Origin of the sequence: Pelagicoccus sp. SDUM812002 (assembly GCF_031127835.1) — a bacterium.
In the GTDB taxonomy this organism is placed as follows: Bacteria; Verrucomicrobiota; Verrucomicrobiia; order Opitutales; family Opitutaceae; genus Pelagicoccus.
In genome coordinates, this window is the sequence record NZ_JARXHX010000017.1 from 1 (window position 1) to 22,449 (window position 22,449).

17 protein-coding genes are annotated in these 22,449 nt (G+C 53.1%); 11 read left to right on the plus strand and 6 right to left on the minus strand.

The window, feature by feature from the left end; translation table 11 throughout:
- Nucleotides 1-109: 109 nt before the first annotated feature.
- A complete protein-coding gene (locus QEH53_RS18995; protein WP_309024799.1) occupies nt 110-1,504 on the plus strand; it encodes a M28 family peptidase in 1,395 nt (464 codons plus the stop codon).
- Nucleotides 1,505-1,591: 87 nt separating this feature from the next.
- Here the strand turns inward: QEH53_RS18995 and QEH53_RS19000 are convergent, their stop codons facing one another.
- The 5 genes from QEH53_RS19000 to QEH53_RS19020 all read right to left on the minus strand — a co-directional run bounded on the left by QEH53_RS19000 (nt 1,592) and on the right by QEH53_RS19020 (nt 7,281).
- Nucleotides 1,592-2,890 (minus strand): Gfo/Idh/MocA family oxidoreductase, encoded by a 1,299-nt coding sequence (locus tag QEH53_RS19000; RefSeq protein WP_309024800.1) that lies wholly within the window; start codon nt 2,888-2,890, stop codon nt 1,592-1,594.
- A gap of 190 nt (nt 2,891-3,080) precedes the next feature.
- On the minus strand, nt 3,081-4,043 hold the full coding sequence (locus tag QEH53_RS19005; protein ID WP_309024801.1) for an aldo/keto reductase: 963 nt from the start codon (nt 4,041-4,043) through the stop codon (nt 3,081-3,083).
- Entirely contained in the window at nt 4,040-4,774 is a 735-nt protein-coding gene (locus QEH53_RS19010) for a creatininase family protein (protein ID WP_309024802.1), read from the minus strand. Before QEH53_RS19010 ends, QEH53_RS19005 begins: the two co-directional genes overlap by 4 nt.
- Before the next feature lie 232 nt (nt 4,775-5,006).
- Nucleotides 5,007-6,329 carry a DUF455 family protein gene (locus tag QEH53_RS19015; RefSeq protein ID WP_309024803.1) on the minus strand — a complete coding sequence of 441 codons (1,323 nt, stop codon included), beginning with the start codon at nt 6,327-6,329 and terminating at the stop codon, nt 5,007-5,009.
- 28 nt (nt 6,330-6,357) lie between these two features.
- On the minus strand, nt 6,358-7,281 hold the full coding sequence (locus QEH53_RS19020; protein ID WP_309024804.1) for a phytanoyl-CoA dioxygenase family protein: 924 nt from the start codon (nt 7,279-7,281) through the stop codon (nt 6,358-6,360).
- Between the two features lie 100 nt (nt 7,282-7,381).
- On the opposite strand from QEH53_RS19020, the gene QEH53_RS19025 reads away from it, so the two are divergent.
- The 10 genes from QEH53_RS19025 to QEH53_RS19070 all read left to right on the plus strand — a co-directional run bounded on the left by QEH53_RS19025 (nt 7,382) and on the right by QEH53_RS19070 (nt 20,906).
- Nucleotides 7,382-8,230, plus strand: coding sequence for an AraC family transcriptional regulator (locus QEH53_RS19025; protein ID WP_309024805.1), 849 nt, complete (start codon nt 7,382-7,384; stop codon nt 8,228-8,230).
- Nucleotides 8,231-8,610: 380 nt separating this feature from the next.
- Nucleotides 8,611-11,406, plus strand: coding sequence for a DEAD/DEAH box helicase family protein (locus tag QEH53_RS19030; protein ID WP_309024806.1), 2,796 nt, complete (start codon nt 8,611-8,613; stop codon nt 11,404-11,406).
- Nucleotides 11,406-12,794, plus strand: a complete 1,389-nt coding sequence (locus tag QEH53_RS19035) for a helix-turn-helix domain-containing protein (protein ID WP_309024807.1) — start codon at nt 11,406-11,408, stop codon at nt 12,792-12,794. Before QEH53_RS19030 ends, QEH53_RS19035 begins: the two co-directional genes overlap by 1 nt.
- Nucleotides 12,795-12,877: 83 nt before the next feature.
- Nucleotides 12,878-14,461, plus strand: a complete 1,584-nt coding sequence (locus QEH53_RS19040; protein ID WP_309024808.1) for an N-6 DNA methylase — start codon at nt 12,878-12,880, stop codon at nt 14,459-14,461.
- The gene (locus tag QEH53_RS19045; RefSeq protein WP_309024809.1) at nt 14,458-15,975 is read left to right on the plus strand and encodes a restriction endonuclease subunit S; all 1,518 of its coding nucleotides are present in this window, start codon (nt 14,458-14,460) and stop codon (nt 15,973-15,975) included. Before QEH53_RS19040 ends, QEH53_RS19045 begins: the two co-directional genes overlap by 4 nt.
- Complete coding sequence (locus QEH53_RS19050) at nt 15,975-17,681, plus strand: restriction system-associated AAA family ATPase (RefSeq protein WP_309024810.1); 1,707 nt, start codon at nt 15,975-15,977, stop codon at nt 17,679-17,681. The genes QEH53_RS19045 and QEH53_RS19050 overlap by 1 nt, the downstream gene beginning before the upstream one ends.
- 14 nt (nt 17,682-17,695) lie before the next feature.
- On the plus strand, nt 17,696-18,775 hold the full coding sequence (locus QEH53_RS19055) for a hypothetical protein (RefSeq protein ID WP_309024811.1): 1,080 nt from the start codon (nt 17,696-17,698) through the stop codon (nt 18,773-18,775).
- On the plus strand, nt 18,772-19,638 hold the full coding sequence (locus QEH53_RS19060) for a GIY-YIG nuclease family protein (protein WP_309024812.1): 867 nt from the start codon (nt 18,772-18,774) through the stop codon (nt 19,636-19,638). The genes QEH53_RS19055 and QEH53_RS19060 overlap by 4 nt, the downstream gene beginning before the upstream one ends.
- Nucleotides 19,639-19,736: 98 nt before the next feature.
- Nucleotides 19,737-20,006 (plus strand): hypothetical protein, encoded by a 270-nt coding sequence (locus tag QEH53_RS19065; protein ID WP_309024813.1) that lies wholly within the window; start codon nt 19,737-19,739, stop codon nt 20,004-20,006.
- 39 nt (nt 20,007-20,045) lie between these two features.
- A complete protein-coding gene (locus QEH53_RS19070; protein ID WP_309024814.1) occupies nt 20,046-20,906 on the plus strand; it encodes a linear amide C-N hydrolase in 861 nt (286 codons plus the stop codon).
- A 244-nt stretch (nt 20,907-21,150) separates the two neighbouring features.
- Here the strand turns inward: QEH53_RS19070 and QEH53_RS19075 are convergent, their stop codons facing one another.
- On the minus strand, nt 21,151-22,419 hold the full coding sequence (locus QEH53_RS19075; RefSeq protein WP_309024815.1) for an ATP-binding protein: 1,269 nt from the start codon (nt 22,417-22,419) through the stop codon (nt 21,151-21,153).
- Between the last annotated feature and the right edge of the window lie 30 nt (nt 22,420-22,449).

Consider the following 22,449-nt stretch of genomic DNA (forward strand, 5'->3'; position numbering starts at 1 on the left):
TGACGCGGGACGGCGCGAGCGCCGCGCCCTACGATCCGAATCGAACTCAACTCACTTAGCACGCACATTTAATCGCACCCATACCAACTTCTAACTAAAAAGACACTTTATGAAACTACTTGCCATCTCTCTCTCCGCGTCGCTCCTCGGCGCCGTAGCCGCTGCCAAACCAAGCGAAGACATCGTGCGGGAACGCCTCTTGGGGGCCGCTTTCCTCGACAACCAGTCTTACGACTTGCTCGAAAAGATGACCAACCTCTACGGCGGGCGCATCACAGGATCCGAGTCCAACGAAAAGTCTATGCAGCTTCTCGAACGAGCCCTCGACGAAAACGGCATCGCTAACCATCGAGAGCTCTTCACCTTCCCCGGCTGGGAGCGCCGAGAAGACTCCGCAACCTTGCTGCATCCTCTCAAGCGAGAGCTGCGCTCCATCGCCATGGGCTACGTCGACCAGCATCCCACCTTCGCTGCCGAACTCATATACCTCGGCAAGGGAACCCCCGAAGAGATTCCCCAGAATTCCCAAGGTAAAATCGGCCTGCTGGCTGCCAATGTAAAACTATCGCAAGATAGTATCCAAGCGTTCGCTACAGACAACGGCATCAAGGGCCTCCTGCTCACCAACCGAAAAAATGGCGGTCAACTGCTGGCCCGCACTGCCAACTACAGTGGCGACGCCTCCCCCATCCCCATCTACTCCGTCACCGAGGAAGAGGGCCATTGGCTCAAGCGACTGGTCGAAAGCGGCGAAAATCCGCGCATCCAGCTCTCCACTTCCTCGATCGTCAAGGACATCGAGTGTGCGAACCTTGTCGCCACTATACCGGGAAAAACCTCAAAGAAAATCGTGATCGGCGCACACTTCGACTCCTGGGACTTGGGTCAAGGAGCCCTCGACAACGGTCTCGGCATCGCCCAAGCCTTCGACATCGCTCGCCTCATCCACGAGATAAATCCAGATAACCACTACACCATCGAAATCGTCTGGTTCAATGCAGAGGAATTTGGCCTCTTCGGCTCCTACGCCTACATGGAGCAGCATCAAGACGACGAGATCGTGGCTATGATCAACTTGGATATGGTCGGCAATCCCATCGGGGCCAACGCCATGGGATTCGACTCGCTGCTACCCGCACTCGAAACCTTCTCCAAGGACCTCAACGGATTCGCCCTGCCAAAAGACGTCGCCAACGCGCCCTGGCTGGGCAGCGACCACATGCCATTCATCAATCAAGGCATTCCCTCGATCACTCTGAACGCTCCCATCAAAGCGGAATCCGTAGCGTACTATCATGACTTCGGCGATACCTTCGAAAAGGTGGACAAGGAAGTCCTCTCCAAATCCGTCGGTATCTTGTCACTTCTCGCTTACCAGCTCGCCAACGACCCCAGCCTCGACCGCCCTCGCCTCACTGAGCAACAAACGATCGAACTCCTGAAAAAGGCTAAGCTCGACGAGAAAATGAAGACCGCAAAAATTTGGCCTTTCGAAGAAAATTGATCCACAAGAGGTGCCCTCGGCTCTGAAATGGGAAGCGTGCTTGTGCCGCGATTCGTGCAGGATCAATCGCGGCTCAAGTCCGCTTCCCTACTTCGCCAACTTGCGAGCGCCAGCCAATGGCACAGGGACTGGGCAACACTTGCCCAAGAATGATGTGTATCCAGAAATATCCGCCTTGCTTGGCTCAACTGCCCAAGGAGCCCCGAGCTCTTTGAAAGACTTCCTTTCGTGAAAGGAGCGAATCGCAAAATACTCGAGATCAGTCACTGTATCCACGACCTCATTACTCTCTTCCCGAACCGCCTTCCGATACTCTTTTGGAATATCCTGGATGATCGCGGTGTCATGGACTGCGTTAACCCATTTCACCGTTCCTCTCGCCAGCGTACTGGTGCAGATTCGAGCGGGCTTGCCTTGAATTACATCGATCACTGAGTCGAACATGTGATCGCGCACCGCTAATTGACCAAGTTTCGGATATGACATTCTGACACCCTCCGCTTCTACTTCGTAGTCGCCAATAAACCGCCAGATGATCTTCCCTTTTTCTCCTTCGATATGGATCTCCGGATCAAAGCGCTGGAACGTACTGTGGCTCAAGACCACCGCGGCTTCGATGCCCGAATCCATCTCTACCACACTTCGAACCGTGTCGTAGCTTTCGATCGATTTCGACCGGTAGGTTTCGGATAACATTTTCATCAACTCCGCTTCCTTGCCGAGCTCATCGCCAGACCAGAACAGGATCAAATTGATCAAGTGGCAAAGCGCGTTGTGCAGAGGAGAATCCAATATCCAGGAGTCCCCGTCGTGCAATCTACCGCTCCATTTGTTGCGTTCGTAGTAGTTGCGGGTACGCGGCCAAAGCGCTAGGCAATTGATACGTTTCACCTTGCCGATCTCGCCGCTCAGGATGCGTTCTTTGATATCCCACGTTTCCTCTTGGTAGGCATACTGGAAGCCGACGCTTATTGCGATACCGGCCTTCTTTTCCGCAGCCTGGATTTCAGCCACATCCTGCAAGGTTGGAGCCAAGGGCTTCTCTACCGTGACTTGAAATCCACGGCGCAGGCTTTCCACCGCCATTTGCGTGTGCCAGCCGATGCCGGTCGGGATACAAACCCAGTCGATCCGGTCCTTCGCCTTTTCTAGCATCTCCAGATAGTTCGCGTAGACAGGAACCGAACGCTCCTTGAAAAACGCGATCTCCTCGGCCGTTTCTTCCGGGTTAATAATGGTGACCGCCCCCCATTTCACGCGGCCCATATCGACCAATCGTTTGAGGGCATCTAGGTAGGCAGAGCCGTAGCCAGTGACGCCTACCAGCCCTACTCGAACAGGGTTGGGCGGGCTTTGCGAAAAAAGGGAGGTTTTAGTTTTGATCATCCGCGGTAAAAGGAGCCGCAAGGGCTCTCGTCGATAGAAGAAGTTTGGCCCTGAAATCTGCATGGAACGGGCCAATGGATGACAAACTAGCCGATCAAATGCAGCCGGTCATGGAAAAGTTGTTTTTCCAGTAAAGCGGATTCCTCCGCTCTCCCCTTAGGGCATGTCTTTCAATGACCTCAAACCTTCCTCACGCGGGGCAGAAATCCCGCTGGTGCAACGCTTCGCAACGTTCCAGCACAGACTCGGAAAACGACGGCAGTTGGCTCGCTCGAATGGAGTCTTCCAGCTCCGCCAACGACTTAGCTCCGGAAAGGGCCAGCGAAACTCCTGGCTGGTCTAAAACCCACCGGTAAGTCGCCTCGGGCAACGTTCTTACACCGTCCCCCAACAATGCGTCTTTCAACGCGTCCGCATAATCAACCCGCTCCGCGATCTCATCGCGCGAGTAGCGGGCGTTCAGGCTGCCCTTCGGAAAAACGGTTTCGCGGGTGATACCGCCGCTGAGAAATCCGTTGGCCATGCATTCGCGAGCTACGACTCCGCAATCGAGTCTCTTCGCTACGTCGATCAAAGGACGCGTCTCTCGGTTGAAAGGACTGAGCACCACCTGGATCGCGTCGATTCGGCGTTCCCGCATCCAGTCCGCCGACAGGTCGCAGGTATCAGAGTACATGGAAACGGAGTGTCCGAGCGAGCGCACTTTTCCTTCCGCACGCAGTTGGTCGAGCTCTGCCCAGACGTCATCGTCGATCTCCGAAGGGCCAAAGGGCGAATGGAAAAACAGCAAATCCAGCCAATCCCGCCCGAGACGTCGCAAGCTCGCCTCGCAGGAATGACGCGCTTCCTTCGCCGTGAACCGGCCAGGGATCACATCTGTCGCCGTCCGGCCAAATTTGGTCGATATGATTGCCTCTTCATGGCGACTTCCCAAACACTTTCCCAGAACGGTCTCGGCGATTCCATCTTCCGTTTTCGACCCATAGAGTGGAGCCGTATCGAAAAAGTTTATACCATGATCAAGCGATCCTTGAATAAGTCGCTCGGATGCCGGGAGTTCCACCTCGCCATATACCGAACTTCCCAGAGCCCAAGTGCCTAAACCAATTTCACTGACTTCTAAGCCAGTCCTTCCGAGCTTTCTCGTCTTCATTTGTTATCGTCTAACTCCTCAATCCATTTGTTCACCAGCGGCACGGCATTTCCTAAAAGGAGTGCCAACTGCTTCGCGCCGCGCTCTTCGCTCGCCTCGCGCGGGTCCTCGCCTGTGATGCCGTCGTCATCGAGCGTCACCTTGCGGTCCGGCAGGTTCGCGGTCTCCACAGAGCCAGGCCTAAAATACATCTGGTAAGAAGTCTCGTAGGCCCCTGCGTGATCCGCCTTAAACGATCCACCCTTCAGAAAATCGTTGTCTGCCCAAACCTCAAAGGAAGCCGTATCAATCTTCGTTCGAGCGCTCCGGGCTCCCGCTTTCAACGCATCGATCTGCTCCGGCGGATAATGCCCTGTAAACAAAATGATGATACGAAAGCCTTCGTCCGCCAGCTGGAGGCAAATTTCCTCCGCGAGCTTAGTGATCAGCCCAGCTGAAATCTCGATCGAGTGCGGAAACCCCTTGAACGGTTTAATCGTATTCGTAGCCAGCGGTATCGCTGGCAGCACTACACCCCCCGTCTCTTGTGCAAGAGCGCAACAAATCCCTTCCGCCTTGACCGAGTCGAGTCCGATCGGAGCATGGGCACTATGCCACTCCAAGGCTCCCCAAGGCACGTAAGCTATCCGGCTCTGCGCGAGAATCCGATCAATCTCCGCCGGCTTCAAGTCGCTGTAGCGTCCCCATGCGACAACTGCAGAGGACGAGGTTTCAGTAAATGAGTCACACATATTAAAGTTGGTAAGAAAAGGGGTAGCCTTCGCGTTTGTAAGGCTGGCGCTTGCGCCACGCCGCAGTGCAAGGGAGAGTAACTAACTGACGCAGAATTTGGACTAATTGTGGGAAGCGGCCTTGTGCCGCGATTTGATGCAGGAGATTCGTGGCACAAGGCCACTTCCCCCAAAGGTTGTTCGCGAAAAGACGGATTTCCCGAAATAGCGTGATGCCAAAAAAAAGCCCAAACTAATCGTTCCCCTTCGCGAGCGCCAACAAATCGCTGCCCGTTATCCGCTCCTCCGCGCTCAAGCTATGCGGAATCCTACCGCCGAACTCCTTCGTCATCTCCTCAAATCGCTTCTTCGTTGCCTCAACGAATTCAGCGACCGGTCGGGTCTCCCCAAACAACTTCATGATCTCCGGCAACCAACGATGCCCATAACGAACGTGTCCTTGCTCGTCGTTTCGATCGAATGCTAGCAGCGTATCCGCCTCGAAATCATTGAGCTCACGCACCCGATCCATGACTTTCGCCTTGGTGGGAAAACTCCCCGCTTCGAATTCCATGGTCATCATGGCATAGCGCTCTGGCGGGCTCATCTGCACGAGAATGTTGTACAAATCCAAAGAGTGCTCCAGCTTCGACAGATCGACTCCGAGCTTGGGAAGCTGCCTGTATCCAAATTGACTGTGACGCGACTCATCCCAAAGGTGGCGAGCCAGATCGTAGTGTAAATCGAAAGGCGCGTCTGGGGTGTCGTAGAAAATGGTCGAGAGATAGTCTACCGCATCGAGCTCCATCATGAGCCAGACATAAATTGTCAGTCGCACAAGCCGAGCATCCGTCGCCGGATCTTCTATCCAAGAGCGCACAATCGGATCGGATTCCGGATCATAACCAAAAACGCTCGAGCAGATGGGGTACTTTCCACGACTGCAAACCTCAGGATGCTTGTACACTACCTTCGCATACGACCACTCGAATCCGTCAGGAAAAGCGGCCCCTGCCTGAATTTCAAGCCAACCTCCGCGGACCTTCAAACAACTTTCGAGACTGGTCTCCCACTCGCTAGAATCCACTCCTTCTAAGTAAGGTTGGATTTCCGCAGCATGGCGTTTCTCGTCGGCTACGAACTCCTCGACCAACTTACTGGAAGGCCAGTCGGCTAAATGATCCGTCACCTCCAAATACTCCTGGTAGGCCGCAAGAAGAGCCTGCTTCAACACCCGGTAGAAAGCGCCAACGGCGACCATGGAATCTTCGCAACGAACCGCCTCTTCGAAAAATTCCCGAATTTCCGGCCGCACCGTTTCACTCGAACCAAAGCCGCTCAGTTCCCGTCCACGTTCGCGGATAAATCGTGCGTGACCCGCCGCTTCCCAAACGTGTTGGCAAAGCAAATACTTGAGCTCTATGTCGCCTACCCGGCAAATCAAAGCGGTCGCGGTTCGCACAAACTCCCGCTCAACCTCGAAAATGGATCGCAGGTAACCTGCCATGTCTTTAACAGCGGTCATACGACCGCCCAACGGGCGCGCACCCGAAACCTTTGCGTTTGAAGAAACCATATCGAAATGTAAATGTCGTTGTAGTCGCTTAACAGATACGACCGAGTTTAGCCGCCTTGGTGTGACCAGGAGGATTAACGCCTACCCAACGCTCATCAATCGGCTCACTGGCTCGTTGATAGCGGCTGTCGCTAGAGATGCGCAGGGTATTTTCCGTTTTATTGTCAACTGATGCATGCACGAGGAACATGCCAAAGGTCAAAAAGTCGCCTGCCTTGAATTCAGTTGTCAACCAGCGGCCGCCAAAGGAATTCCGTACCGCTGGAGGGTTCTTGGAAAGCGTTCCCGTGAAGGTCCATCCTCCGTCTTCCGCCCGCTTCTTCTGCTCCGGCTTGTTTTCGCAGTAGCTGTCGACGTCGCGAAACACGTACCGTTCAAGCATATCCATACGCTTGTGCGACCCTTCCAGGATCATCAAGCCACCCAGCTCGTATGAGATATCTCCATACGGCAACCAGCAAGTCATGTGCTGGTGCGTGCCCCGTCCCATATAAGGCAAGTCACAGTGCGGGTTGGTTCCCTTGCCCGGACGCATCGCCCGCAACCAGGTAAAGTCGTAGTGACGAATCTCTTCGGCGTAAAGCTGGCGATAGAAATTTGTCAGCTTCCCTGAATACAACAGTTCCTGCACGCTCTCGCTGTCACGAGCCGCGTCCGGCATGAAGCAGAGCCCATTGCCTTGCTTACACCGGGCCTCATCCTGCGGATACGCAGGGTCGAGTATGCCGTCCCCCGCCAAGTGGCTCGTAATAGAAGAGCGAGCTGCCAGAACCTTATCTCGGTCTAAGTAGCCACGCATGTAAAGATAGCCGTCTTCCTCGTGACGGCGACGCAGCTCGACAAAATCTTCGGCAGCGTCGGAAGAATCTCTCAAAAGGCCGACCTTGTCCTCGTCCATTTCGAGTTCGTGGCCATAGGAAGTCAGTTGCGGAATGGGGTAAGTCGTTTTCATAGGCACTAGTAAGTTGTTTAATAACGAACCATCAGCATAGCTGAAAAATGCCTTTGAGAAAATGGTTGTAATGGGAATTCGCATGTAGATTTTGGGAAATATGCCATCTTCCCCGTCGCCACCCCCTGGGTCCTGGCTGAAGGTCCCCATCCGTACCGAAATCGGCACCATCTCGCTAGCGGGAGCGCTCAAGGACGGAAGCTGCATCCAGCCCGAATCGATGCGTACGCTCGGGAATTTCGCCCTCATCTTTATACTTTCTGGACAGATCGCCTACTCGGATGCCAACGGCATCAGGCAATCCGTCGCGCCCGGCGACGCCATCCTCGTATTCCCCGATCTCGCCCACGCCTACGGTCCCGCAGCTGAAAACATTTGGGAGCAAATCTACATCGTCTTCAACGGCCCCCAATTCGAACTACTCGCCGACGCAGGCATCCTCTCCGCCACACCCCCCCTCTGGCGTCTCGGCTCCGTCGAGTACTGGCAGCACCGGCTCGAGGAGCTCTTCCGCGAAACGCCCCTCCGTCACGGCTCCGACGCCACCCGAACAATCGGTCGTTTCGTCAACCTGCTCACCGACATGGCCGCCACCCACGCGGAAGCCCAGCAAACGCCCCAGGACACCTGGCTAAGCGAAAGCATGCGCCTCCTCTCGGAACCCGGCCCCAACGGTTGGCTGACGCCCCAGCAAACCGCCCAACGCGTCGGCCTCAGTTACGAAAACTTCCGCAAGCTCTTCGCCAAACGCGCCGGCGAGTCGCCCGGCTCCTTCCACAAACGCCGCCGCATCGAGCACGCCTGCGCCATGATCTACCAAGGCTCCCGCCCCTTCAAGGAGCTCGCCGACGAGCACGGCTTCTGCGACGTCTTCCACTTCTCCAAAGCCTTCACCCAAGTCATGGGCGAATCCCCCTCCGACTACCGCAAACGCGTCAAAGGGAGCTAACAGGGGGAGCCAAGAACGTCGCTTACCTAGACCTCTACAATCATCATTGTGGGAAGCAGCCTTGTCGAAGAGCCTGAGCCTGCCGAACGGGTGCCGCGATTATTCGCGACCAAACAAACGAACAGTGCTCTTCAGGTACGGCAACAACCAACCCTCTCCCCAATGTGGGAATGTGCTCGTCACGCGATTCCAACGGCATATTGGAAACAAGCAGTTTAGCCTAAAACGTCTGTGTTATACAATTTTGAGCGACTATAATTTCCCTTACCAAAGAAATCACTCCTACGTAAAAACCTTTATCTCGCCAATAATCACCAAATTTACCAACGTCCGGCAGAATCCCCTCTACCGAACTGATACCTGTCTCTCCCAACCCTCCCTTGGCCTCCGAAAAAGACACCCGCCAGCAAATCATAGACAAACGGCTCGCACTCGCCGGTTGGGATGTCACGGATCGCACTCAAGTCATCGAAGAGTTCACAGTGCGAAAGTCCGAACCTCTCCTCGCGGCCGAATCAAAAGCCAGTTACAACAATACGTTCTCAGACTACCTGCTGCTAGGACGTGACGGGAAACCTCTCGCAGTGGTAGAAGCGAAGCGAACTTCCAAGGACGCAAAGACCGGCCGCGAACAAGCCAAGCAATATTGCTACGGCATCCATGAGAACTCCAACTCTGAGCTCCCTTTCTGCCTCTATACAAACGGGCATGACATCTATTTTTGGAATCTCGAGAACGCTCCCCCGCAAAAGGTCCACGGGTTCCCCACCCGTGCCGACTTCGAGCGTCTCCTCCACCTCCGTAAATACAAGAAGCCGCTCACCGACGAGCTCATCAACACCGACATCGCCGGACGCGACTACCAGCTTCAAGCCATCCGCTCCATAACCGAAGGCATCGAAGCTAAACGCAACCGGTTCCTCCTCGTCATGGCGACCGGTACAGGCAAGACGCGTACCTGCATAGCCCTCGTCGACGCCCTAATGCGTGCGGGTTGGATACAGCGTGTCCTCTTCCTAGTCGATCGCGTCGCGCTCCGTACCCAAGCATTGGATGCGTTCAAAGAACATCTACCCGACGAACCCCGCTGGCCACACCTCGGCGAGAAGTCCATTGCCACCGATAGACGCGTCTACGTAGCGACATACCCCACGATGCTCAACATCGTTCAAGATGAGGCGTCCCGACTCTCTCCGCACTTTTTCGATCTCATAGTCACCGACGAAAGTCACCGCTCGATCTACAACACCTATCGAGAAATCCTAGAGTATTTCAACGCGATCATTCTAGGCCTTACGGCGACTCCCACCGACGTTATCGATCACAACACATTCGAAATCTTCGATTGCGAAGATGGCGTCCCACATTTCGCCTTCTCCTACGACGAGGCCATCGGACACACCCCGCCTTACCTCAGCGACTTCACCGTCACGAAACTCACCACCCGATTCCAAAAACAAGGCATTAGCCAACGCACCATCTCCCTCGACGACCAGATGCGCCTGATCCACGAAGGCAAAGCGGTAGAGGAAATCAATTTTGAAGGCACCGAACTTGAGAAGACCATTACCAATCGCGGCACAAACGCGCTGATCGTTCGCGAGTTCATGGAAGACTCTATCAAGGATCCAAATGGCGTTCTACCAGGCAAAACCATATTTTTCGCCACCTCCAAGAAGCACGCCTATCGACTAGAAGAAATCTTCAACACACTCTACCCTGAGCACAACGGCGACCTCGCCCGCGTGCTCGTTTCAGAAGACTCGCGAGTCCACGGAAAAGGCGGCCTACTCGATCAGTTCACCCACCAAGATATGCCGCGTATCGCGATCAGTGTCGATATGTTGGATACAGGAATCGACGTTCGCGAAATCGTAAACCTCGTTTTCGCTAAGCCCGTATTCTCCTATACAAAGTTCTGGCAAATGATCGGCCGAGGCACCCGGCTCTTAGAGTCAAAAAAGCTCAAACCGTGGTGCCCGGAAAAGGACGTCTTCCAGATCCTCGATTGTTGGGACAACTTCGAGTACTTCAGAGTCAACCCCAGAGGTCGCGAGAAACCGCCCCAACTCCCTCTGCCCGTACGCTTCGTCGGCATTCGCATCGACAAGATTGAAGCCGCCGTCGGAAGAACCGAAAACGCCATTGCCGCCAAAGAGATTGGAAAACTCCGCGACCAAATCAACGAGCTCCCCAACGCCTCCGTGGTCATAAGAGACGCCTCCAGAGATCTCAACCAAGTACAAACCGACGCATTTTGGAAATCGCTCACGATTGAAAAGATCGAGTACCTTCGCTCCGTCATTAAGCCTCTCTTCCGCACCCTTTCCCAAGTTGACTTCAAGGCCATGCGATTCGAGAAAGACATTCTCGAAACCTCCCTCGCCCGCCTCAAAGGAGAGACTGACAAATACGAAACGCTCAAGGACAACATCGTCGAGCAGCTCGAAGAGCTACCGCTTTCAGTCAACACCGTAGCCGCAGAGGAACCGCTCATTCAGTCAGCCAAGACCAACCACTACTGGTCCACTGCTACTGAGGATGCGTTCGACACGCTCTCGACGCGACTCGCTCCGCTCATGCGTTACCGAGACACCTCCGCATTCAAACCCGGTATCGCTAAGTTCGACTTTTCGGACTCTATCTACGAAAAAGAAACCGTCGAGTTTGGCCCCGAACACGAAGCCCTCAGTATATCCCGTTATCGTGCTCTAGTAGAGGAGCGAATCGGTTCGCTCCTAGACTCCAACACAGTCCTCCAAAAGCTCCGTTCCGGGCTGGACATCTCCGAACAAGAAGCAGACCAGCTCGCCGATACCCTCTACCACGAGCGACCACACATCACTCTCGATCTTCTCCGCCGCGCCTACCAGCACCACCGAGCGCCCTTCCTTCGCTTCATCAAACACATCCTTGGCATCGAAAAACTAGAGAGCTTCCCCGACACTGTATCCAAATCCATCGACCTCTTTATCTCCCAGCATAGCACGCTCACCACCCGTCAGCTCCAGTTTCTCAACATCCTCCGCGACTACCTCATCGAACGTGGCACCCTCGAAAAGCGAGACCTCATCCAAGCGCCTTTCACCTCCATCCACCCCAGCGGTATCAGAGGCGTCTTCTCCGCTCAGGAGATTGACGAAATCCTAGAGCTCGCCAATACCCTCGTCGCTTGATGACCGACTCCGAACTACAGCTGATTCTTCAAGAAGGCGAAGGCTACACCATAGAGTTCAAGGAAAACGCCAACACCGACCTCTCCCGCGAAATGGTCGCCTTCGCCAACGCCTCCGGAGGCCGCATCTTCATCGGAATCAACGACCAAGGCAAAATCACCGGCGTCAAATCCACCAATCCCCTCAAGTCCAAGATCCAGGAAATGGCCACCGCGTGCGACCCCGCCATAACCATCGAGATCGAAACCTTCCAAAACCTCCTCGTCGTTCACGTCCCACCAGGGCAAAACAAACCCTACCGTTGCACCAAAGGCTTCTACCTCCGCAACGGCGCCAACGCCCAGAAGCTCACAACTCGCGAGATCACCGAATTCGTCCAAGCCGAAGGCAAAACCCGCTTCGACGAAATCCTCCGCGACGACATCGACGCAGCCGCCACCGCCTCCCCACAACTCATTGGTAATTATCTAGAAACCGCCGGTCTCGAAAACGCCCTGCCCAACCTAGATACCCTCGGAAACCTCGGCGCCGTCCAAACGCGCGGAAACCGCCGCCTGCTCAACAACGCCGGCCTTCTCTTCTTCGCCGAAAAACGCCCCGCCGACCTCTTCCACGCCACCATTACCTGCGCCCTCTACAAAGGCACCGAAAAGCTCGACATCCTAGACCGCAAAGACTTCTCAGCGCCCCTCCTGCAAAACATCGAAGACGCCCTCCTCTTCCTCAAGCAGCACCTCAAAACCCGCTACGAGATCACCACCCTCCGCCGTAAGAACATCCTCGAAATCCCCGAAGTCGCCCTGCGCGAAGCCGTCGTCAACGCCGTCTGCCACCGCGACTACTACGAGAAAGGTGCCAACGTCATGATAGAGCTCTTCGACGACCGCCTCGATATCACTAACCCCGGCGGCCTCCCCAAAGGCCTTCTCCCCGAAAAGTTCGGCAAGCTCAGCATCGCCCGCAACCCCACCATCGCCTCCCTCCTCCTACGCTGCGGCTACATCGAAAAGATGGGCACCGGCATCCACCGTATCCAAAAAAGCCTGAGCGACGCCAAACTCCCAAAGGCCAAGTTCGATTACTCCAGCGTTTTCACCCTCACTTTCACCCGCGTCCTCTCCGACGCTGACCGAAAAAAGGCGGTGAAAAGTGAGGTGAAAAATTCTCCGACAAGTTCACCAAACGCGTCGGAGAAAACGTCGGAGAAAACGTCGGAGAAAATAGTCCACTTAATGGCTCAGAACCAACAAATCACCATCGCGGAGATGTCGGAAAAAATCGGCGTCACAACGCGCAGCATCGAGCGGAACATCAAAAAGCTACAGGCAGTCGGACGCATTAAACGCGTAGGCGGCGACCACGGCGGCCACTGGGAAGTGCTCGACTAATCCAATTCCGAAGCCCCTCTATTTCACTTTTCAATTTTGCTACGCCATCTTCGCTACGCTCCAACACCCTTCACTCTTTCTAAATGCTCCTAAACCAAACCATCCTCGCCCTCATTCAAAAGCTCTGGGACCGCTTCTGGTCCGGCGGCATCTCCAATCCCCTCGCCGCGATCGAGCAGATCACCTACCTGCTCTTCATCAAGCGGCTAGACGAGCTAGATCTCAAGCGCCAACAAGATGCCGATTTCACTGGCGAGCCCTACACATCCCGATTCGAGGGAAGCTTCTTCCTCCCACACGACACGAATAAGATGAACCCCATCGCCAAGGAAACCCTGCGCTGGAGTCACATCAAGCAGATGACCAAAGCCGACGAAGCCTTGGCCCACGTCCAAACCAACGTCTTTCCCTTTCTCAAACAACTGAGCGACGAAGACACCCCCTTCGCCCGCCACATTGCCAACGCGGTCTTCCTTATCCAAAAGCCGGACCTGCTCATTACCGCCATCAATATCATCGATGAGATCTACGCCGAGATCGAGCGCGACCAAGCCGAAGGCGGCCACACCTTCCAAGACATCCAAGGCGACGTCTACGAAATGCTGCTCAACGAAATCAGCAGCGCCGGAAAAAACGGCCAGTTCCGCACCCCTCGCCATATCATCAAACTCGTTACCGAGCTCGTAGGCCCCCAGCTCGGCCACCGAGTCTGCGACCCCGCTTGCGGCACCGCAGGCTTCCTACTCGACGCTTACCAATACATCGTCACCCAGCTCGCCCGCAAAAAAGCCAAGAAAGGCCAAACCTTCCAGCCCGATGACGACGGCTTCATCCGCACCAGCATCTCCGGAGCCCTCACCGAGAAAAACAAAAAGATCCTCGAACAAACCCTGCAAGGCTACGACTTCGACGGTACCATGGTCCGCCTCGGCCTCATGAACCTCATGATGCACGGCCTCGACAATCCACAAATCGACTACCAGGACACCCTCAGCAAACGCTTCGAAGAAGAAGGCCAGTACAACGCCATCATGGCCAACCCGCCCTTCACCGGCAGCATCGACAAAGGCGACATCAACGAAAGCCTCAAGCTCAACACCACCAAAACCGAGCTCCTCTTCCTCGAACGTATTTTCACCCTGCTCACCGTCGGCGGCACCGCCGGCGTTATCCTCCCTCAAGGCGTCCTCTTCGGCTCCGGCAAAGCCTTCGTCGAAATCCGCAAAAAGCTTGTCGAGGAAGCCGAGCTCAAAGCCGTCATCTCCCTGCCCAGCGGCGTTTTCAAACCTTACGCCGGAGTCTCCACCGCCATCCTCATTTTTACCCGTGGCGGCACCACCGAAAACACCTGGTTCTACCGCGTCGACAACGACGGCAAAACCCTCGACGACAAACGTGACAGAAAAGAGGGCAGTGACCTACCAGATGTTATCCAAAAATGGAATACACGCGATCCGCAGATTACTTCGGACTACAAAGCCAAACACTTCTTCGTATCGGTAGATGATTTACGAGAAAAAGCCTACGATCTCTCATTCAACCGCTACAGCAAAGTAGAACACGAAGAGACCACGCACGAAAAACCAAAAGTTCTCCTCAATAAACTGAAGACCTTGGAGAACAAAATCCAACAGGGCATCGAAGAATTGGATGGGATTTTACAATGAGCCCATGGTCTACTCAAAAACTAGGAGAAATTGCTACATTACAACGTGGCAATGATCTTCCTAAGAGACAACGCGCACACGGGATCTACCCTGTAATTGGTTCAAACGGACCACTTGACTTTCACAATACGGCAATTGCTAAAGGTCCAGGAGTCACTGTAGGCAGAAGCGGAAGTGTCGGGAAGGTGCATTGGATCGATGTTGATTTTTGGCCACTAAACACATCACTTTGGGTAAAGGATTTCCACGGTAATGATCCGAAATTTGTGTATTGGCTTCTACATTCACTAAATCTCGGAAAATATTCTGAGGGAGCTGGCGTACCCACATTAAATCGGAATCTTCTGCATCCCATCGCCATAAGAATCCCGCCCCTCGACGAACAAAAGCGAATCGCAGCGGTATTGGACAAGGCGGACGCCCTACGCCGCCAACGAAAAGAAGCCCTCGAACTCACCGAAAAATTTCTCCAATCCGTATTCCTAGACATGTTCGGCGATCCTGTTTCCAATCCGAAAAACTGGGATCAGGCACCACTTACTAAAGTATGCAAACCAACCAGCGGTGGAACTCCCTCGAAAAAAGACGCAAGCTTCTGGGAAGGCAATCTGCCCTGGTACACTCCCAAGGATCTAAAAGCTCCTGAACTCTACGATTCAATTGACCACGTAAGCGAATCAGTCCCTGAAAGGACTCGTCTAAAAGTTCTTCCAGCAGAAACAGTATTGATTGTAGTGAGAGGAATGATACTCGCCCATTCCTTCCCCGTTAGCCTTATCATGAAAGCTGGCGTTGTGAATCAGGACATCAAGGCATTAGTTCCAATCATAGACCTTGAACCGCAATTCCTCGCTGCTTGTTTAATCGCCCAAAAGTCCTTCGCTCTTAGCAAGGTGACCGAAGCCGGCCATGGCACAAAAAAGCTAGATTCAAATGGCCTAGCAGAACTACAAGTAATCCTTCCCCCAAAAGGGCTACAGGAAAAATTCGTTAAGATTACAAACCTATATAGAGGTTTCCTCAACGATCAAAAAGAATCGCTCCTCGAACTAGAGAATCTCTTCTCATCCCTCCAGCAAAGAGCATTTCTCGGCGAACTCGACCTAACTCGCGTTTCACTACTTGAAGAGCAAAGCGACTCACCAGAACCAACAGAAAAAGAACCAGTTAGTGGGGACAGCCCTCCCCCCGATACATCGCTCTCTCGCACCCAAGCTGCCCTCGATATTCCAACCGAAATCAAAACCTTCCTTGAGCCACTTGATGAAGAAGTGGCCAAAGGGGAACTCATCAATTGGTCTCCGGAGTTCTTCAAGTATCGAATCATTGGCGACAAAATGAATCGCCCCTTCACCTTCGAAGAGCTCATGCTCATATCCAACACCATCTTCTACGATTCCCCACCCTACGAAGAAGCCAAAGCCATCGTCTTCGAAATGCTCGAAGCCAAGCAACTCAAGCAAACCTTCGACGAGCAACCAAACCGTAGAGCCATCGTTCTCGATCTCGCCTGATGAAGCTGATTCGCCTCAAGCTCAACTCCCCCTTTCGCAGCCTAGCCCCCGGCTTCGAAATCAACTTCCTAAACGAGTGGAACGAGCAAGAGGCCTACCAGTTCAATCCCTACTGCCTCGTCGGCAAAAACGGCAGCGGCAAATCCAACGTCCTAGAAGCCCTCGCCGCCATCTTCTACCACATCGAGTGCATCTACCTGAGCTATCGCCCAGACAACCTTTCAGATGAGGAAAACAATGAGGGGTTTGACGCGTCAAGAAGCACCCCTGATGCATTTGAGCTCGAGTACCATTTTCGCTTAGCAAGCGAAGACTGGAATGATATCGTTCTAGACTACCTCCCGACACTCGATCTATCAGAACCGAATTTCGTTCATATATCTATCACCAAACAATCCGGAACTCCCCCCGTCATTCGAAGTGCGAACATTCCACTACTAAATGAAAAGGACGGCACGCTGAACAGAGCGAGAGTAAAGCGGCACTTACCAAAGTACATCCTTGGCTACACTTCGGGTCACAACGAAATCCTGAGCCTACCATTCCAAAAAATGCGTTTCATCCATTTCGATGAATACTACGAACGCTTATCGAAAGGACTCGACTATATTGGCGTACCAGAGGGACGTTTGATCTATCTCGACGAGCAGTATAGCCAAGCCATCCTACTTTGCCATTTTCTTTTCCCAAACGAACATATCCTAAAAACGTTCGCAGATGAAATCGGTGTTGAGGCAATCAAGAGCTTCAGCATCGGTATTCGACACCCTTCCGAGCCAACCACCCAATCAAATCAGTTTCCAGCTCAACTCCCTATGACGTTTGAGGAGCCCAGAAGAGAACTCGTTCTAACCTCCAAACTCACCAAAGTCATAGATCGTTTCGGGAAGTGCTCCACCACTCAATTTGAAGACGAGCACACCAGCGAGCAATCCTTTGACTTTTGGAACAACGATGCCACCCGAGAAGCCTTCAAGCTTCACTTCGGCTCAGCTCTGGAACTATTCCAAGCATTCCAAATCCTCTTCACGCTAAATCTTCATACCGTGACAGAAGAGATTAAGAAGGAGCTCTACCTTTCTGAAAGTTTATACGCATCTGAAAAGATTCCGTCGTATCCTTCCGATTCACAGGTGATGCGCTTCAAAAACTTCTTCATCAAGAAAAGATCAGTCGACGAACCCATACTACTCAAAGCCCTTTCAGACGGCGAACACCAATTCATGCACACCATCGGTGTTTGCCTCCTCTACCGCAACGAACCAGCCCTTTTCCTCCTAGACGAACCCGAGACACACCTTAACCCCGGCTGGCGCGCTAGCTACATCTCCATCCTAAGACGAGCCCTTGAAGAAGATAGCGACGCCAAGAAAACCAGCCGCGAGATCCTCCTAACATCTCACTCCCCCTTCATCGTATCTGACTGCAGGCAAGAAAACGTACTCGTATTCAAAAAGTCGGTCACAAACAAAGTCATCTGCTCCCGCCCAGACTTCAACACCTTCGGTGCCTCAGCAAATACGATTACAGCTAAGATTTTCGATCAAGGGGACACCATTGGAAACTATGCCCGCAGCAAAATCGAAGAATTCGACCGTAGACTTGCGATGGGGGAGAATGGCGAAGACCTCATGGATGAAGCAGACGAAATGTTGGGTGACTCTATCGAAAAGGTACTCTTAACCAATAGAGCAATAAAGAGCTAATATCGATTTCCAGAATGCTATACGCTTACAAATACATATCGCATTCGCTCGAAACCCTTCAAACCTATCTGGACCATTTGGTCTTGGAAGTTTGGTGCAAAGCAGATGAGGCGTACTCACTCGACTTGCTACACCCGAAGCTAAAGGAAATCGTATTAGATTTTTACTACGACGACGCCATAGAGAAAGACTACCTCGATGGGCCAATAAAGACGATCTACGCCCTTTTTCAGGATTTATCCGCAGATCAAAGAAACGCCATTGCAACCGCTTACCGAACAAACAACGACATCGAAAGCCTTTGCTCCGACTGCAATGGATGCAAGCCCGCCACATACAGTTCCATAACCGCAATATCCTCAAGGCTCTCCGCAGAACTTAGAAAGTTCTACAAGTCACTCTTCACGGAAGTCATACATAGAAAGGCAGTCTACTCTCGCCTCGGGAGTCTCGATGAGCATTTCAACGAATTTCGGAAAGTGAATAAACACAGCTACTGTCCTTTCTGCGGCTTGTATCGACTCAAAGGTGTGTACCATCAAAATAGAGAGGCATACGACCACTTCCTCCCTAAAGCGACCTACCCATTCAATTCGGTGAATTTCAAAAATCTGGCACCCATGTGTCACGAATGCAATTCGACCTACAAACTCGCGAAAAACCCACTTATCAGCCCAAGGAACCGCGATCCTATTCATTCAACCGACTCGCGCCCGAGAAAAGCGTTCTATGCGTATTCCGAAACCTCACCAAAGGTCGAGATCACTCTCGAACTCGCAACCGGCGATATTGAGAATCTGACACCCAGTGACATCGAATTGAGCTTAACCTCCACTGACTGCGATGAAGAAGTCTCAACATGGGACGACATCTTCAGAATCAAAGAACGATACAAGGCCATATTTTGCGAAGAGGACGACGGAAAAGCCTGGATCGACACAATCCTCTCTGGTGCTTCTTCAAAAAACTTAACACCCCGGCAACTATACAACGAGTTCATTTCCGCCGCAGAAAAGAGACCCTTCACTGATACTAACTTTCTCAAGAAGCCATTCCTCGAAGCCTGCGAACGAAAAAGCCTTATCCCATCATGACCGGCAAAACCCTCCAAACCTACCTCCCCGAAGGAACCCCATCTGGCATCCGTATCGCCGAACTCACCACGCGAATCGTCCTAGCCGTTTCCGTTCCGCGCACAAAACTCGAGCAATTCTTCCACCGGCTAGAATCACAGCACATTGGCACCTACTTCCTCTTCGGTGGCAGCGACGACGACACCAAGCCGATCTCCTACATCGGCCAAACCGAGGACCTCAAAACGCGACTCAAGAACCACGACGCGAACAAGGAGTTCTGGACCACTGCCGTTGTATTGATTTCTCGGACACACAGCTTCACGCAAGCACACATCCGCTGGCTGGAATGGCATTCTATCCTAAAGGCGAAAGAGGCAAACCGCTATCACCTCGAAAATGGAAACTCGAGTGGCCTGCCGTTCGTAACCGAACCCATTCTCGCCGACCTACACGAAATCTTCGAAACCGGTTCGCTACTTCTCGAAAGCTTGGGCTATCCTATTTTCAAGCCATTGGTTTCAAAACCCGAAACCAACCTTTCCGAATCAGAAAACGAAAAATGGTATCTAAAGAGCAAAGATGTGGATGCAATCGGTGTATTCACTACGGAAGGTTTCATTCTCTTAAAGAACTCAAAGCTCCGAGCGGAATTCACACCCGGAGCGGTGGATTCCGGCTTCGCACGCAAACGGCACAAGCTCGTAGAAGAAGCAATTCTCAAGCTCGATGGAAACTCCTATATCGCACAAGAGGACTTCATCTGCAACTCTCCGAGCCAAGCCGCTGCGATATCGCTCGCTCGCCACTCCAACGGCTGGGTTCTTTGGAAAAACAAGTTTGGCCAAACGCTGGATGAGGTTAAGCGTCAATCAGAGAACTAATCCGAATGGACCGGCTTCTGATAATAACAATAGCGAGTTATAAACAGAAAAACTTACATGCTACTATCGAACAACCAAGCCAATCGGAGACCGCTGAAATGACCCTCGCAACCCTCTGGAAATCCGACTCTCAGCAACTCACCGATAAATCGATCCAGCAGCTCTTCGCTTTCGCAGGAAAAGAGCAAAAAGGAGTCAGGCTGTGCTTGTTGACATTCGGAGGAGAGGTCGAAAAGAGTTCAAACCTCGGAAGACAAATTCCATGGTCCAACCCAAAGGCATTCCCCAATTATGAGGTGGCCTACCCGACAAGCTCGCGTAGAATTGAACTTCCGGCTCCCCAATGGGTCGCAGTTAACCTTGTCTAACTCCGACTCCGTCACCATAAATCCAATACTCTAGCGAAAATGAAGCGTTTCCTCCTCTTTTCCGCGCTCTGCTTTCTGTCACCCTTTCACCTTCAACAAGCGACAGCCTGCAGCATGGTCTGTTTCGTCGACGAGTCTGGCCAAACTTGGATCGGCAACAACGAGGACTATTCCAATCCCAACACTTGGATGTGGACGGAGCCGAAGGGAAAGAACAAGTACGGCAGCGTATTCTTCGGATTCGGGGACTTCTTCCCGCAAGGAGGGATCAATGAGGCAGGTTTGGTCTTCGATGGATTCGCCATGCCGCCGCTGGAGCAGAAACTCCAAAAAGGTAAGAAGAAGATGGATTCGACCAAGCTCATGAAAAAGGTCATGGGCAGCTGCTCCAACGTGGCTGAGGTCAAGGAGATGATTCTCGAATATCGACTGGATTTCCTGGAATCCGCTCAGCTGCTATTCGCCGACAAATCCGGAGCCACGCTTATCGTCGAGGGCGACGAAGTGGTCGAAAAAGCGCCGGGCGAACACCAGATCTGCACAAACTTCTACCAATCCCTCATCGAGTCACACGAGCAGATAAGCTGCCCTCGTTACTTGAAGGCCTACTCCATGTTCGACGACGACGACGCCCTGATCGAGGACGGAAAAGAGTTCTGCCTGGAGCTGGTCGACGCCATGCACCAAGAGAGCGAGCAATGGGGAGGCACCCAGTATTCAAATATCTACGACCCGAAAAACGGAGTCATCTACCTCTACCTTTTCCACAACTACGAGGAAGAGGTTCGCCTGAATGTCAGCGAAGTCCTCGCCACTCAGAAAGAGCCGATTCGCATTTCCGCCCTATTCCAAAACACGCAAGCCTACGACCGCTATCGATCGCAACACTCCCAACGTTAGCTTCACCCGCACTCAACCTCCGTTACGGCTACATAAGAGGGAAGAACAGGGTCAGCTCTGAACGGCCTGTTGCCATCGAAAGCGTCCCCGGTATCGGGGAACAAGTTGGTAGGCAAAACAAGAAATGGGAGTATCAGTAAACGTTCCAGCTCCCCGAACTTTAAAAGCCCATAAGCGGACTTTCTCCAGAATCGCCCCCTGCGCTGCTGCGAGCTTTCGCCTCCGAGGTAACATCCAGCATCGGCTAGAGTTCCCAGAGCATAGAAATGGGGACAGCTAAGAAACGCGGATCTCCCAAGGTCAATATGTCATGGCCATCGTAGAAAACCACTCCCGACTGAAAGCTGTTTTTGGCATAACCTGCGAGCCGGCGGAGCCCCTTAGCATCATCAAGCGAAACCGATTGAGACAGCTTGACTTCCACGCCCCAAACTTTTTGCCCACGGGTTATGACACAATCGACTTCATTCTTATCTTTGTCGCGGTAATGCCAGAAACGAAGCTGCGGGTGACTCCAACTCGCTTGAGCAATGAGTTGCTGCACGATGAAGGATTCGAGCAAATGCCCGAACCGGGGGCGTTCCGTCAACCAATCGTCCGCTTCCAAGTGAGTCAGAGCGGCCGCCAACCCACTATCGCACAAATGAATTTTTGGGGTTCTAACTGCCCGCTTGGTGGCATTCTGATGCCAGGCCGGCAGTCGGCGCACGAGAAAGAGTTTTTCCAGAATGGCTAGGTGGTTTTCAACAGTGGCCCGCGATCTCTTCAAGGTGCCGGCCAATTCCGAGATGTTCAAAAGCGTAGCGGTACGCTCTGCCAATAGCTCCATCAGCGATGCAAGGTCTGCGCTGTCCTTCACTTTGGCTACATCCTGGATGTCACGCTCGATGATCGATTGTAGGTATTGCCGCAGCCAATCCTGGGCTCTCGACAGGCTGCGACGACAGGCCTCCGGGTAGCCGCCTAAGAGTAAACGGACGGGCAAGGTAGAACTTTTAGGTGCCTGACTGCCTACAACTTTGGGCTGGATTTCACCTGCCAGCCATTTTTTTAGGAAAAGCCCTTCGCTACGCGCTTTCTCAGACTCAGTCAATGGATGCAACTGGAGCGTTTCCATGCGACCTGCCAATGAGTCCGCCAAGGTCGGCAGTTGCAGGAGATTGGCTGAACCGGTCAGAATATAGCGACCTGGGCGGCGATCGTGATCGACACTTCGCTTGATCGCTAGCGTCAATCCTGGAGCCCGTTGCACTTCGTCTATCGTCACCTCATCAGGAAGTTCTGCGAGAAAGCCCTGCGGGTCTTCCTGAGCAAGCTTGAGATAAGCAGCGTCATCCAGGCTTACAAAAAGACGAGACGGCTCTAGGCGGGCCGCAAGGGTAGATTTTCCACACTGGCGCGGCCCTAGAAGGCAAACCACCGGGGTATCCTTCAGCGCCTCGATAATCTTCGGTTGCAGCCCTCTTTCGAAGTAATCCTCCGGTTGAAGTGATGGCGCTTTGCCTCGGCTCATTGCAATCGACTATTTCGACTATTTGCAAAG